Origin of the sequence: Shewanella spartinae, from assembly GCF_019457555.1 — a bacterium.
Lineage (GTDB): Bacteria > Pseudomonadota > Gammaproteobacteria > Enterobacterales > Shewanellaceae > Shewanella > Shewanella loihica.
In genome coordinates this window covers 641,047-655,188 of sequence record NZ_CP080418.1, presented here as the reverse complement: position 1 = coordinate 655,188, position 14,142 = coordinate 641,047, and the positions used below count along the sequence as shown (strand labels likewise).

At 53.9% G+C, this 14,142-nt stretch carries 12 protein-coding genes; all 12 read right to left on the bottom strand.

What is annotated here, in order from left to right; genetic code table 11:
- Positions 1-124: 124 nt before the first annotated feature.
- The 12 genes from K0I31_RS02970 to petA all read right to left on the bottom strand — a co-directional run bounded on the left by K0I31_RS02970 (position 125) and on the right by petA (position 13,943).
- A complete protein-coding gene (locus K0I31_RS02970; RefSeq protein WP_220079840.1) occupies positions 125-925 on the bottom strand; it encodes a DUF1338 domain-containing protein in 801 nt (266 codons plus the stop codon).
- Positions 926-1,065: 140 nt separating this feature from the next.
- The gene (gene astD / locus K0I31_RS02965; RefSeq protein WP_041406340.1) at positions 1,066-2,526 is read right to left on the bottom strand and encodes a succinylglutamate-semialdehyde dehydrogenase; all 1,461 of its coding nucleotides are present in this window, start codon (positions 2,524-2,526) and stop codon (positions 1,066-1,068) included.
- Positions 2,527-2,535: 9 nt separating this feature from the next.
- Positions 2,536-3,555, bottom strand: coding sequence for an arginine N-succinyltransferase (gene astA, locus K0I31_RS02960; RefSeq protein ID WP_011864385.1), 1,020 nt, complete (start codon positions 3,553-3,555; stop codon positions 2,536-2,538).
- 136 nt (positions 3,556-3,691) lie between these two features.
- Positions 3,692-4,909, bottom strand: a complete 1,218-nt coding sequence (locus tag K0I31_RS02955; RefSeq protein WP_011864384.1) for an aspartate aminotransferase family protein — start codon at positions 4,907-4,909, stop codon at positions 3,692-3,694.
- Between the two features lie 611 nt (positions 4,910-5,520).
- Entirely contained in the window at positions 5,521-6,666 is a 1,146-nt protein-coding gene (locus tag K0I31_RS02950) for an HDOD domain-containing protein (RefSeq protein ID WP_011864383.1), read from the bottom strand.
- A 110-nt stretch (positions 6,667-6,776) separates the two neighbouring features.
- Entirely contained in the window at positions 6,777-9,263 is a 2,487-nt protein-coding gene (locus K0I31_RS02945) for a S9 family peptidase (RefSeq protein WP_220079839.1), read from the bottom strand.
- A gap of 182 nt (positions 9,264-9,445) precedes the next feature.
- Entirely contained in the window at positions 9,446-10,033 is a 588-nt protein-coding gene (locus K0I31_RS02940; protein WP_220079838.1) for an anthranilate synthase component II, read from the bottom strand.
- Positions 10,034-10,239: 206 nt separating this feature from the next.
- Complete coding sequence (locus K0I31_RS02935) at positions 10,240-10,698, bottom strand: ClpXP protease specificity-enhancing factor (RefSeq protein WP_220079837.1); 459 nt, start codon at positions 10,696-10,698, stop codon at positions 10,240-10,242.
- 1 nt (position 10,699) lies between these two features.
- Positions 10,700-11,329, bottom strand: a complete 630-nt coding sequence (sspA, locus tag K0I31_RS02930) for a stringent starvation protein SspA (protein ID WP_011864379.1) — start codon at positions 11,327-11,329, stop codon at positions 10,700-10,702.
- A 108-nt stretch (positions 11,330-11,437) separates the two neighbouring features.
- A complete protein-coding gene (locus K0I31_RS02925) occupies positions 11,438-12,139 on the bottom strand; it encodes a cytochrome c1 (protein WP_011864378.1) in 702 nt (233 codons plus the stop codon).
- Entirely contained in the window at positions 12,139-13,353 is a 1,215-nt protein-coding gene (locus K0I31_RS02920) for a cytochrome b (RefSeq protein WP_011864377.1), read from the bottom strand. The genes K0I31_RS02925 and K0I31_RS02920 overlap by 1 nt, the downstream gene beginning before the upstream one ends.
- Positions 13,353-13,943, bottom strand: a complete 591-nt coding sequence (gene petA, locus K0I31_RS02915; protein ID WP_011864376.1) for a ubiquinol-cytochrome c reductase iron-sulfur subunit — start codon at positions 13,941-13,943, stop codon at positions 13,353-13,355. The genes K0I31_RS02920 and petA overlap by 1 nt, the downstream gene beginning before the upstream one ends.
- Positions 13,944-14,142: the final 199 nt, after the last annotated feature.

Sequence of the window (14,142 nt, the reverse complement as noted above, 5' to 3'; positions counted from 1 at the left end):
CTGTAAGGGATTGGTTTTAAGGGCAATTGCTTTCAAATCTTAGCAAATACGATGGGCTAACTTACGCCCACAAAAAAGCCGATGCAGTGCATCGGCTTTTTGCTGTCAGAGACTCACCCCAGGATTAACCTGCGTTGTTGGTGCTCTCGAAGATCTTGTCCGCAGAGGCCGCCACGAAGCCTGTGTAAAGCTCGCCGTCAGCCTTAGGGTAGCGCAAGGCAAACTCGTAGAAACAGCTTGGAATCGTCTTCTGGACGTCTTTAAAGGCAACATTAACCTTGTCGGCCATGGTCGATGACTGCTCGAGCAGTACGTCCGCCGAACCTTTCACCTCACCGCCGACACTGTTGAGCACGAAATCGCCCTGCTTCAGGGTGTCGTTCACCTCAAGGATAGTGTTGTATCCAGGCAGGTGGTTGATCGAAACCGTGAAGTGGTTAGCGCGGTAGCCAAATGCCGCAACCCATGCCGCGTACTCGCTCTCGGCCAGTAGGTGCTCGTAGGTTGCGTAATCCAGTTCCCAGTGACGGCCAGAGTAGAGGAAGTTATCCGCGGTGGTTGCGGCATCATCAACCTGCTCCACCAGACCATGGACTATGGCCTGCAGCTCAGGGCTGAAGGCTTCGACCATCAGCTCAGAGATAAACACCTTAGGCTGAGTCGGATCCGGATGCTCGAAGTGCTTGGCCTTAAGCTTCTTGGCTTCGAAGTCGTAGTCGCCACAGGCCACATAGCCCAGAGACTCGAAATGCTTCGCCAGAACGCTCAGGTTCACCTTAGCAATGTTGAAGGTACGCAGGGCGATATGATCGTTGATGATGGTCTCACCCTTGGCCAGTAGCTGGTGTACCTTGGCGGCTGAGGGGGTCATTTCAACATAGTCGTCCCATAGGGCGGCAAATAGCTGGTTTACATCGGTATGCATCAATTTCTTCCTTAACATCATCGTGTTACCGGTCGTTATCGCGCCGGTTTGTTTGTTTTCACGATATAAGTACAACGAGAATTTTCGTGTACGCCTATAAAAATGGGAGCAGACAAGACGCCCACTCCCATGCTTGTTTACTAAAGGGTCAGACCCGGACTCAGGCTGGCAGGCATGGCCAGGGCATCGGCCTCGACCGAAGCGACCGGATAGGCACAGTAGTCGGCGGCATAGAAGGCGCTCGCCCTGTGGTTACCCGAGGCGCCAACGCCACCAAAAGGTGCCGAACCTGATGCGCCTGTGATCTGCTTGTTCCAGTTGACGATACCCGCACGGATACGCGCCAGGAAGTAGTCGTAGTCTTCGCGGCTGTCCGCCAGGATACCGGCAGAGAGGCCATAGCGGGTGTCGTTCGCTAGCTTGATCGCCTCGTCGAAGTCTGTGTAACGAACCACCTGTAGCAGTGGACCGAAGTACTCTTCGTCGGGCAGCTCGATCACCTGAGTCACATCGATAAGGCCCGGAGATACCAGGCCGGTACCGGCTTCCAGATGCTTAAGCTCAACCAGCGGCGTACCGCCCAGGTTGATCAGGTTACGCTGAGCTTCCACCATGCCTTTGGCTGCGGCCTCAGAGATCATAGAGCCCATGAATGGCTGTGGCTGCGCGTTCCAAGGACCCACCTTGATCTGCTTAACCGCCTCGGCCAGCTTAGCCAGCAGGGCATCGCCCTCGGCGCCCTTCTCCACATAGAGACGACGGGCACAGGTGCAGCGTTGACCCGATGAGATATAGGCCGACTGAATGATATCGTGAACCGCCGCCAGGGTGTCTTTGACGCCCTTGATGATCAGCGGGTTGTTGCCGCCCATCTCCAGCGCCAGGATCTTACCCGGATGACCCGCGTATTGCTGGTGCAGGATGTGGCCGGTGCGAGAGCTACCGGTGAAGAAGAGGCCGTCGATCTGCGGATGTGACGCCAGCGCCTTGCCGGTTTCCACTTCACCTTGAACCAGGTTGATCACGCCAGCCGGCAGACCCGCCTTCTCCCACAGCTTGAGCATCAGCTCGGCCGTCTTAGGGGTGAGTTCAGATGGCTTGAACACGACTGTGTTACCCGCAAGCAGTGCTGGGACGATATGACCGTTCGGCAGGTGGCCCGGGAAGTTGTAGGGGCCAAATACCGCCACCACGCCGTGTGGCTTGTGACGCAGCACGGCGCGGCCGGCTGGGGTGTCGTTTTCTGAGGTGCCGGTACGCTTATGGTAAGCAGCTACCGACAGGCCGATCTTGCCGATCATAGCCCCCGCTTCGGTGGCGGTTTCCCACTGTGGCTTACCGGTTTCCTGAGCGATCACCTCGGCGATATCGCCCTTGTGAGCCTCGAGCTGGTCGCGATAGGCTTCGACAATCGCCAGGCGGGCATCGAAGCCCAGCATGAACCAGTCGAACTGAGCGGCACGCGCCGCCTCAACCGCTGCGTTAACCTGCTCTGGGGTCGCCGTCTTGCTTTCCCAGATCACTTCTTGATTTGCTGGGTTCTTCGAGACCACGTCGTGTCCCAGACCGGCAACCCACTGGCCGTTAATAAATTGACTCATCATATATTCCTACATTGCCAAGACACGGATCTGTTCGCCTTCTGCCACCAGCAGCGCACCGGCGAGCTCGGGTGACAGGATCACCTCATCGGTTTCATCGCTGACCATCAGGTTGGCCGAGGTGGCGCGGTAACCCGCTAACAAAGTATTTGAGATAATAAAACTGCTGCTCGAGACAGGCATCTCGCCCACCTTGACCGTCAGCAGACGGCTCTCTCTCACCGAACGAATGTCGTTAAGATTACACTCGACCGTTGGACCGCCGTCGAAGATATCCACATAGCCACGGCATCTAAAGCCCTCTGCCTGCAGCAGATTAAGCGCCGGACGAGTGTTGGTGTGCACCTCGCCGATCACCTTCTGCGCCTCTTCGGGCAGCAGACAGACATAGACGCTGTTTTTCGGCATCATCTCGGCCATGAAGGCCTTCTGGCCCAGGCCCGACAGGTAATCGGCCTGCACGAAGTCGATGCCAAGGAAGTTCTTCTGCAGCCAGCCGTAGAAAGGCGAGTTGCCCTCAGCGTCGCTCTCGCCGCGCATCTCGGCGATCACTGTGTCGCCGAAGCGTTCGGCGTGCTGTGCCAGGAACAGGAAACGGCTGCGAGACAGCATGCGCCCGTTGTTGTTCTTACGGTAGGTGTCACGCAGGAACAGGGTACATAGCTCGGCGGCGCCCGTGTAGTCGTGACATAGGGTCAGGGTTTCCACCTCGTTGCGCACATCGATCTGCTCTGAGTAGTAGACCTCTGTGCCCAGACGGTAGTGGTAAAACGCATCGACCATGCCGACCGCGGCCTCGAGTCCACAGGTACCGACCACTTCGCCAGTCTCTGTGTCTTCCAGCACCATAAGATAGCCTTCATCGAACGGCTTCTCGATCTCCTTAACGAACGAGGCCTCGACGCGGGCAATCTTATTTCTTAATAGTTCTTCATTGACGGGTAAAGACGTGAATCCATGACCTGACTCGATGGCGATCTGATACAAGGCATCGAAATCGCTCGATCGTATGGGGCGGATAATTAACATCTTCGGGTCTCCTCACTTGTCCTTGTCGTTCAAACGCAGACAGCCTTAACAATTAAGACCTATATGCCACGCTTGAGGTTCAAGGTTTTCTCTCAGACAAAAAAGCGCGGTTGTTATGCCGCGCTTATGCTGTCGCTTAGCCAGCTACAACCTTGGCTACTGCACGTTCGAAACGAGCAAGACCCTCGGCGATATCGGCCTCAGGGATAACAAGAGAAGGAGTAAAGCGGATCACGTTTGGACCGGCTATCAGGCACATCAGGCCTTCACTGGTACCGGCAACCAAGAAATCTTTCGAACGACCCTGGTACTGCTCGTTGAGCACGGCGCCCAGCAGCAGGCCTTGACCGCGAACCTCGGTGAACACATGGTATTTTTCGTTGATCTGGTTCAGACCATCACGTAGCAGCTGCTCGCGACGTTTAACACCATCGAGTACCTCTGGCGTGTTCACTACGTCCAGTACCGCGTTACCGATTGCACAGGCCAATGGGTTACCGCCGTAGGTTGAACCATGGGTACCAATCTTAAGGTGAGATGCGATCTCAGTCGTTGTCAGCATGGCCGCGATAGGGAAACCACCACCCAGCGCCTTGGCTGTGGTGAGGATGTCAGGCGTCACTTCGGTGCGCATGTAGGCATAAAGCTCACCAAGACGACCCACACCAGTCTGAACTTCATCGAAGATCACCAGGGCGTTGTGCTTGTCGGCCAGGGCACGAACGGCGCGCAGGAACTCAGGATCGGCGTCGATGATGCCGCCTTCGCCCTGTAGTGGCTCGAGCATGATGGCACATGTCTTGTCAGACACTTCGGCTTCCAGCGCCGCGATGTCGTTAAATGGTAGGTGGGTAATAGACTGTGGCTTAGGACCGAAACCGTCTGAGTAGGCCGCCTGGCCACCCACGCTCACGGTGAAGAAGGTACGACCGTGGAAGGCCTTGTCGAAGGCGATGATCTGATCCTTCTCGGCGCCAAACTTGTCCAGGGCGTAACGACGGGCCAGCTTAAGGGCCGCTTCGTTGGCTTCTGCACCTGAGTTCGCGAAATAAACCTTCTCGGCGAAGGTGGCTTCAACCAGCTTGGTAGCCAGTGCCAGTGCAGGCTCGTTGGTCATCACGTTGGCCAGGTGCCAGATCTTCTCGCCCTGCTCTTTCAGTGCGCCCACTAGCGCAGGATGACAATGACCAAGACAGTTCACCGCGATACCGCCGGCGAAGTCGACAAACTCGTTGCCTTCCTGGTCCCAAACACGGCTACCCTCACCACGGACAGGGATCACAGCCGAAGGTGCATAATTAGGCACCATTACTTCATCAAACTGGGCTCGGGTTAGCTTATGGTTCACGCTCATTCTACTCATCCTTTCAATGTTGCCGAAGGCTTCAATCGCCTGTCGTACCCGTCTTTTTCCAAAAAGCGACGCCTATCGGTGACGGTTATTTTGTTATCTAGGGGGACATTAATAGCGAAAACGTGATCAAAATACCAGTTCCTCCAGTCGAGCCTTCTTAGAATGTGCATAACAAATGCATAAAGATTTGAGCTTAAAGGTTATACAAGCGTTTATAACCTAGGCTTGAGCATAAATAGTCAGAAAAAAGTTTATCGACCCAAAATTCAACTAATAATGTAATTTTTATGAATATATAGTCACATTTTGACGTGGCGTGGATAGTAAAACATTTCCACAGCAAATAACACTAAAAAGCATCAGTAAAACAGTTCATTCTCACTGCCCTGTTGTACACCGCCGTTTCCACTCTTTATTAGTAGGATGGGAGTGACCTGACAGACATGGCCAGCAAGGTGAATGATGTCATCACTATCAATGGGATGCGTAGCGAAGGGTAAGAAGAAGGCGCCACTGTTAAGCTGAGTTTTGGGCGCCCTGGGAGAAGCCGCGCTTTACGGGCTAAGGGCTAATGCGAAGCGCTATAGGTCGGTACGCGAAGCGCTAGAACTCTAATAAAGGTCTAGCTTGCGGTAGTTCTGCCCCTTGAGGCGGATCTGCTCCTGCTCCGAGAGCTGATAATAGTCGAACATCATCTGCTTCTCTTTGGGCGAGATCAGCCGCATCTCATCTAGCATCAACACCTTGGCATAACAGCTGGCCCGGGCGACCAGAGCCGCCTCGGTCGACAACTCGCTGTAGCTAAGACAGGTATCCAGCTCCCTCTGGGTCTGGGTTAGTCCGCTGGCGGAGAAGTCCAGCAGCTCAGGCAGGCGCCAGTTGAGGGTATGGGCGTGTTGCAGCACCTGCTGATAGATATCCTCGGCGGGAAATTCTGTGGCCAGCACGGCGTCGTGCAGCTCCTTGTCTCGACTGGCACTGGCCTCCCTGAGCCAATTGCCCCAGATGCTCTCGTAGACCTTGGCGCCATTTTTCAGCACCACAGAGACCCCCAGCTGATAGAGCAGGCTGCTGGTGTAGGCGGTGGCCATGTCCTGCTCGTTTAGCTGCGCCAGCGCCTTGGCCGCGATGCCGGTAACCATGGCGTAACGCCACAGCTTACGTGTGGTCCAAAGCAGATTGGCGTGCCCGGTTGGCAGCCAGTTGCGCAGACAGTAATAGGGGATCAGCAGCCTGAGGTTTTCGACGCCGATGAAGTTGAGCACCAGCTTTATCTCGGTAACCTTCACATCCGAGCGCTGCTGTCGCTTATGACGAAACGAAGGACTGTTGACCATATTGGTGAGATCCCGCGCCAGCCAGGGCAAATCGGCGATCAGCAGGCGCAACCGGCTCAGATCCAGGTTCTTCTGCTGCAGCAGCTCCAGCATCAACATCTGACTGGCGTTGATGCCCGAGTGCTGTATCAGCAGCTCTGGCGAGGCCAGTTGATTGTCCAGGGTGCTGTTGACCGTAGTGATCAGCTGCTTAGAGACCGCCTCGTACACCTGCCGTGCCTGGATCTGCTTGGAGAGGCGCTCGAACACGGCATCGCGCTCGATGGCGAGCTTATTGGCATCGTTTTCCAGTTCACGGTCTAAGTCATCAAACATGGAGGCCGCGGCCTTCTGCTTACCCACGATGATCTGTTTCAGAAGCCTGTGTTCGATATCTATGATGATGCCCGGACGGACACCTCCGGCAATGGACTTTGCCACCTAAGCCGTTCTCCTCAGCTAATTGAGCGCATTAGGCTTATATTACACCAAATCACGCACTTGGCAGATCCCCAAGCAATAAAAAGGGCCTCGAATGAGGCCCTGGTCGGTTATTTAAGCTCTTGCTCGAACAATTTGAAGATGCGGCGGTATTCATCTAACCAGCTCGAAGGCTGGCGGAAGCCGTGGGGCTCGACCGGATAGATGGCGGTCTCGAACATAGGCTTCTCCAGCTCGATCAGGCGCTGCACCAGACGCACGCTGTCTTGGAAGAAGACGTTATCGTCCAGCACACCACTCATCACCAACAGCGGCTTCTGCAGTCCCTGTGCGTGCTCGATAGGCGAGCTGCGCTCATAGGCGATAGCATCCACATCTGGCGTGTTGAGAATGTTAGAGGTGTATGGCGCGTTGTAGTGCGCCCAGTCGCTCACGGGGCGCAGCGCCGCACCGGCCTGGAACAGCTCGGGCTCGGTAAACAACGCCATGAAGGTGAGGAAGCCACCGTAAGAGCCACCATAGGTGCCGACGCGCTTAAGATCCACATGGGTATTGGCCACCATCCAGTTAACGCCGTCCTTCAGATCTTCCACCTCTGGATGGCCCATGTTGCGATAGATCGCCGTACGCCAGTCGCGGCCATAGCCTTTAGAGCCACGATAGTCCATGTCCATCACCACATAGCCCTGCTGAGTCAGCAGATTGTGGAACATGAACTCGCGGAAGTAGCCGGAGAAACCATAGTGGGCATTTTGCAGATAGCCGGCACCATGGTTGAAGATCACCGCAGGGTATTTCTCGGCACGCGCCTTATCAAAGCCCTGTGGCAGATAGACTCTGGCATAAACATCGCCGGCGCCATGGGTAGACGGTACCTTAACCACCTCTGGAGCCTGCCACGCATATTGCTTGAAGGCATCCGAGGTGTAGTGGGTCAGCTGCTTGAGTTCACCGCCGATCGCCTGCACGTAGAGCTCGCTCGGCTGAGTACGACGAGAGGCCTTGAGCAGCAACTTGCTGCCATCTGGGCTCAGGCTGTAATCCAGCTGACCATCCCACTGGGTGAGCTGCTCGCTCTGGCCATCGGCAAGGTTGACGCGATAGACGTTGTCTATGCCTGGATGGTCTTTGTTGGCCTTGTAGTAGATATACTCGGCCTTGGGGCCTAGGGTGATATCGCTGACCACATACTTACCCTGGGTCAGGGCCTGTGGCTTGACGCCGCTCGCCTTGAGGTAGAGGTGGGAATAGCCGGTCTCTTCCGAGAGGTAATAGAGGGTATCGCTCTGTGGCAACCAGCCGAACTGGTTGAAGTTGTAGTTAACCCAGGCATCGTCGTGCAGCCTGTGCTCTGTCTTCAGTGAGCCCGACTTGAGGTTGAGGGTGGCAATCCATCTGTCTTTGTTGTCCACCGCTTCGAGCATGATGGCGACCTTGTTGTCCTTGGCCTGCCACTGCATGGCGCTCTGGGTCCAGCCCCAGTCCTGCATCAGCTGCACCTTACGCGGTGCCTTCTCGCTCTTATAGGTCTCGCCCTTGGCTTTGGCATTTTCAGCCTTCACCGCGGCCAGCACGTCTTCATCGAAGCCGGTCAGGCCTTCGATGGTGATGTCACGCTTCTCATGCTGCTCGAGATCCAAGAGCACCAGACGCTCGCCGGGATACTTATCTTCGGCCACACGCGCCCTTGCAGGTACGGCATCCACATAACCTTGGCTACCCAGATAGTTAGGCATGATGTCATGCTCGGCGCGCCAGCTGTAGTTCTTGTCCACCAGTGACAGTAGCAGGTAGCGACCGTCCGGTGACAGGCTCATCTGGGAGACGGTTTCCTCCTCGCCCAGATACCAGGTCTTGGCCGTCATGGTAGGATCTTGCTTAGCCAGCTCCGCCTGATATTGCTCTTTCTCTTTCGCCTGGTTCTGCTTAAGGGCGACATATTCAATCAGTCTATGCTGCTGCTTGGCGATATAGCTGCTAGGCGCCTCGACCCCTTTGGGCTGCTTGGCCATCTTGATGTTGGCGATCTGTTCATACAGGCCACTGTCGCCGTGAATGCGGAACACCTGCTCGCCCTGCCAGTAGGCAATATCGCCATTGGTGAGGAAACGCACCCCGTCCACCTTAGTGTTTTGACGGGTCAGCTGCGACACCTTGCCGCTAAGCAGATCTTTAACGAACAGGTTGCCCTGATAAATATAGGCCTTGCGGCTGCGGGCCTCGTCCATCACGCCATACTGCTGATCCGCCTGATGCAGGGCATCGAGCGCTAGCTTGGCGGCCTCGCCCGAGACGAGTGGCTGTTGATAGTAGTCCAGTAGCGGCGATTGATGGGCCTGACGGGCAAAGTAGACCGACTGGCTGTCGTCACTCCAATATTCGCCCTTAGCCAGGATACCCATCCAATCTGGATTGGCCATGATCTGTTTGAGGGTCAGTGGCTGATCCACGCTTGGCGGCGTGGCCAACGCCACCTGAGTGCTTGCCTGAGTCGTTACCTGAGTCTGTTGAGTATCGCTTGAAGGGGTGGCTGCACAGCCCCCCAAGATGGTGAGGGTCAAAATGCTGAGACCAAATCCACGAAACGCGCCCGTCATCGTCCTTCCTTATTATTTATGTCGCCGAGGCTAAGGCCCCAGCCTTGTTATTTTGCTGCCTTTTATATCACAAAATGGGAGTGGGACGAGGATGTGGGCGGGATAAAACTTGTAACAGTTTGAAAAAGAATTGAGCTAATGGTTAACCATTGTCGCTCGCGGCGCTAGGCTAAAGTGCTATTTTAGTTGCTTGAAGGAATGCTCTGCTTAACGAAATTTGCCAGCAGTTCGAGTCCCTGCTCGGTGAGGATAGATTCGGGATGAAACTGTACACCAAACAGGCCAAGTTCGAGCCGGCTCATGGCCATGATCTCCCTGCCGTGAACCGGGTCATCGAACCAGGCATCAAGGGTAAAGTCCTTAGGCAACTGCTCGACCAGGAGGGAGTGATAACGGGTGACGGTGAGTGGTTGATTCAGCCCGGTAAACAGACCTTTACCAGTATGAGTGATGGCGCTGGTCTTGCCATGCATTACCCGCTTGGCGCATACCACCTGAGCCCCGAAGGCCTGGGCGATCGCCTGATGGCCGAGACAGACCCCCAATATGGGCAGCTTACCGGCGAAGGCCTTAATGGCCTCGAGGGAGATACCCGCCTCGTTAGGCGAACAGGGACCCGGTGAGATCACCAGCCTGCTCGGTGCAAGAGTCTGGATGTCGGCGAGGCTAAGCTCATCGTTGCGCCTGACGACAATCTCCTCCCCCAGCTGCTGAAAATACTGCACCAGGTTGAAGGTAAAGGAGTCGTAATTGTCGATCATCAGGATCATGAATAGAGTGCTCGTGTATATTGGGTGTGAGTTGCGGGTGTGAGTTGCGCCGCATTTTTCTGGCGCAGATGCTAACACAGAGTCCAGGCGGGATCATCCATTCTACTGACGCCTCGGGCTTACCTCCCGCTATGCCCCCACCCATGCATGCTTTTTCTCGGGCACAAAAAAACCAGCCTAAGCTGGTTTTTTCTCGTTCGCGCCGGTTATTTCACCAGGGTGAGATGACCGCGACGTTTCGGCTTATCATTCTCGGCAGAAGTCTCGGCTATAGCCGGTTCTTCTGTCTTAGGCTCATCGACCACAGAGAGACCCAGATCGCGGGCATCGGCCTCGAGCTGATAGGCTTCTTCCTGATCGAACACGGTTCCTGCGCCATTTTCTCTGGCGTAGATGGCGACAATCGAGGCCATAGGCAGTACCACCTGTTGTGGTACGCCGCCGAAGCGGGCATTAAACTCGATGAAGTCATGACCTATCTGCAAATTACCCACGGCACTGGCGGTAATATTAAGCACTATCTGTCCATCTTTCACATACTGCTGCGGTACTTGGGTACCGGGCACATAAGCGTCGACCACCACATGAGGGGTCAGCTCGTTATCCATGAGCCAGTCGTAATAGGCCTGTAACAGGTAAGGACGGTTAGGGGTCATAGGTTTCATTTTAGATACCCATGCGCATTTCGCGCTCAGCCTCGGTCAAAGACGCCTTGAATGAGTCACGGTCAAATAGACGTGTCATGTAGGCTTTAACTTCCTTGGCGGTACGGCTGTCCAGCTCGATGCCCAGTACAGGCAGACGCCACAGCAGTGGGCCCAGGTAACAGTCGGCCAGACCAAACTCTTCGGCCATGAAGTAAGGCATCTCGTTAAAGATAGGGGCGATAGAGGTCAGGCTCTCCTGAAGCTCTTTACGCGCCTCATCGGCACGATCACCCTTACGGATGCGATCGACCAGGCTATACCAGTCGTTTTCGATACGGTGCATCATCAGACGCGTCTGGCCACGGGAAACCGGGTAGACAGGCATCAGAGGTGGATGCGGGAAACGCTCATCCAGGTATTCCATGATGATACGAGAGTTATAAAGCACCAACTCACGGTCAACCAAAGTTGGCACTGTGTTGTATGGGTTTAGCTCAATAAGATCTTCAGGCATATCGCTAGGATCCACCTGCAGAACATCGACAGTCACTCCCTTTTCCGCCAAGACGATACGGACTTGATGGCTATAGAGATCGTCGGCGCCTGAAAACAGGGTCATGATTGAGCGTTTATTGGCAGCAACAGCCATTGATACCCTCCAAGATTTAAATATGAAAGCTAAAAAAGCAAAAACAAACGAGGGGCAAAGCCCCCCGTTTATAATATGCGGATAATATATTCTAACCTCTATTGGGGGTTAGTGTACATCTTTCCAGTACTCTTTCTTCAAGAGGTAGGCCACAATAAAGAAAATAAACAGGAAGCCCATTACCCACCAACCTAAGCTTTCACGCTCAAGTTTTACCGGCTCGCCTGAGTAAACCAGGAAGCCTGTGATGTCACGAACGACTTGATCATATTCTTCGGCAGTCAGCTTTCCACCAGTAGCAACGAAGCTACCGTCTTCTTGCTTAACCTGCAGACCTTGCAGCTCTTGCAGTACGTGCGGCATAGCCACTGACGGGAAGACAGTGTTGTTTACACCAAATGGACGAGTCTCATCTTTGTAGAAACTCTTTAGGTAGGTGTAGATCCAGTCTTCGCCACGTACACGTGCAACCAGAGTCAGATCCGGTGGCGCTGCACCGAACCATTTCGCCGCGTCGACTTCAGGAATCGCATTTTCCATCAGGTCGCCCACTTTGGCATCGCCGTTGAGCATATACTTGTTACGCATATCGTCAACTGAGATACCCAGGTCTTCGGCTACACGGTTGTAACGCTGGTACTGAGTGCTGTGACAGCCTGAGCAGTAGTGCTGGAAAGTATCCAGACCACGTTGCAGTGACTCTTTGTCTTTCAGGTCGACGTTAGCACTTTCTAGATGAACATGGGCACCACCTGCTGCAAACGCAAGAGATGGTACTAATGTAACTAATGCAATCAGTAATTTTTTCATTAGTGGGTCAACCTCTCTGGTACAGGCTTAGTTTTCTCATTCTTACTGTATAACCACAGCGCTAAGAAGAAACCGAAGTATGTCAGAGTGAAGACGCGCGCAGCGATTGTCAGCGTTGGCGTCGCAGGTACGGCACCCAGGTAGCCTAAGATAACGAAAGATACGGCAAACTGACCAATGTTCAGCTTATGAATCATGCTACGGTAGCGGATTGACTTAACCTTACAACGATCTAACCAAGGCAGAACGAAGAGTACGGCAATCGCTAGACCCATACCCACAACCCCTAACAGTTTGTCAGGAATCGCACGTAGGATGGCGTAGAATGGTGTGAAGTACCAAACTGGCGCAATGTGCTCAGGTGTCTTCATCGGGTTAGCCGCTTCGAAGTTTGGCTTCTCGAGGAAGTATCCACCGCCTTCAGGCATGAAGAACAATACGTAGCAGAAGACGATCAGGAAGCCAGCGACGCCCATGATATCTTTTACGGTGTAGTAAGGGTGGAATGGGATACCGTCTTTCGGCCAGCCATTCTCATCTTTGTTCTTCTTGATCTCGATACCGTCTGGGTTGTTAGAACCCACTTCGTGCAGAGCGATCAGGTGTAGGAACACCAGAACCACAAGCACCAAAGGTAACGCGATAACGTGTAGCGCGAAGAAGCGGTTCAGTGTCGCACCAGAAACAACGAAGTCACCACGAATCCATAGTGTCAGGTCGTCACCAATAACAGGGATAGCACCAAACAGAGAGATAATTACCTGTGCGCCCCAGTAAGACATCTGTCCCCAAGGAAGCAGGTAACCCATGAAAGCTTCAGCCATCAGTACGAGGAAGATCAACATACCGAACAGCCACAGCAGCTCACGAGGCTTCTGATAAGAACCGTAGATCAGACCACGGAACATGTGCAGATAAACCACCACGAAGAAGGCAGATGCACCGGTTGAGTGCATGTAACGCAGCAACCAGCCGTACTCGACATCACGCATGATGTATTCGATAGAGGCGAAGGCACCTTCTGCGGTTGGTACATAGTTCATGGTCAACCAGATACCGGTCAGCAGCTGGTTAACCAGTACTAGCATGGCTAGCGAGCCAAAGAAGTACCAGAAGTTGAAGTTGGTTGGCGTCGCATATTGACCTACGTGACGGTTGTAGGTCGCCGTCATAGGGATGCGCGCATCAATCCAATCGATAATATTCTTAACCATTATGCAGCCCCCTGGTCGACACCGATGATCACGTTGCCGTCATCAATGTATTGATGAGGTGGAACAACTAGGTTCAACGGCGCTGGAACACCCTGGAATACACGACCAGCCATATCAAACTTAGAGCCATGACATGGGCAGAAGAAACCAGAAGCGACACCTTCAACCTGTTCACCGAATGTATCAGGCAGATACGTTGGAGAACAACCTAAGTGCGTACACAGACCAACGGCAATAAAGTACTCAGGCTTGATTGAGCGAACGGCGTTCTGCGCGTAGGCAGGTTGTTGCTCTTCGTTAGACGCTGGATCGCGCAACTTATCATCGTGAGTAGCAAGACCCTTTAAGATCTCTTCAGTGCGGCGGACAACCCATACAGGCTTTCCACGCCATTCAACACGGATCAGCTGACCCGGCTCTAACTTACTAATATTTACTTCTACCGGCGCACCTGCAGCTTTCGCTTTGGCACTCGGATTCCACGACTTTATAAAAGGAACCGCTACAGCGACGGCACCAGCACCACCCACTACGGCGGTTGCTGCGGTCAGGAATCTGCGACGTCCGGTATCGACTGGCGCATTGCTCATCCACTTATCTCCAGAGAGTGTTGGAATTTTTGTTTTAAAAATTTTTGAAATTGGGGTTTTACCCCAAAGCGCAAAAATCAAATTTGAGGCGGGGCTCATTATAGCCAAAAATTAGAAGCAGATCATAGTAAAACAAAGCACAAAGTTAACTATGTTAGGAAATTGCTCATTCTAGAAGAAAATGTGCAGCAAGAGCGGG

Bases quoted from the DNA above. Each gene is read 5' to 3' on its own strand.
- K0I31_RS02970 (WP_220079840.1), bottom strand. From the start codon at position 925: ATGCATACCGATGTAAACCAGCTATTTGCCGCCCTATGGGACGACTAT.
- astD (WP_041406340.1), bottom strand. From the start codon at position 2,526: ATGAGTCAATTTATTAACGGCCAGTGGGTTGCCGGTCTGGGACACGAC.
- astA (WP_011864385.1), bottom strand. From the start codon at position 3,555: ATGTTAATTATCCGCCCCATACGATCGAGCGATTTCGATGCCTTGTAT.
- K0I31_RS02955 (WP_011864384.1), bottom strand. From the start codon at position 4,909: ATGAGCGTGAACCATAAGCTAACCCGAGCCCAGTTTGATGAAGTAATG.
- K0I31_RS02945 (WP_220079839.1), bottom strand. From the start codon at position 9,263: ATGACGGGCGCGTTTCGTGGATTTGGTCTCAGCATTTTGACCCTCACC.
- K0I31_RS02940 (WP_220079838.1), bottom strand. From the start codon at position 10,033: ATGATCCTGATGATCGACAATTACGACTCCTTTACCTTCAACCTGGTG.
- K0I31_RS02935 (WP_220079837.1), bottom strand. From the start codon at position 10,698: ATGAAACCTATGACCCCTAACCGTCCTTACCTGTTACAGGCCTATTAC.
- sspA (WP_011864379.1), bottom strand. From the start codon at position 11,329: ATGGCTGTTGCTGCCAATAAACGCTCAATCATGACCCTGTTTTCAGGC.
- K0I31_RS02925 (WP_011864378.1), bottom strand. From the start codon at position 12,139: ATGAAAAAATTACTGATTGCATTAGTTACATTAGTACCATCTCTTGCG.
- K0I31_RS02920 (WP_011864377.1), bottom strand. From the start codon at position 13,353: ATGGTTAAGAATATTATCGATTGGATTGATGCGCGCATCCCTATGACG.
- petA (WP_011864376.1), bottom strand. From the start codon at position 13,943: ATGAGCAATGCGCCAGTCGATACCGGACGTCGCAGATTCCTGACCGCA.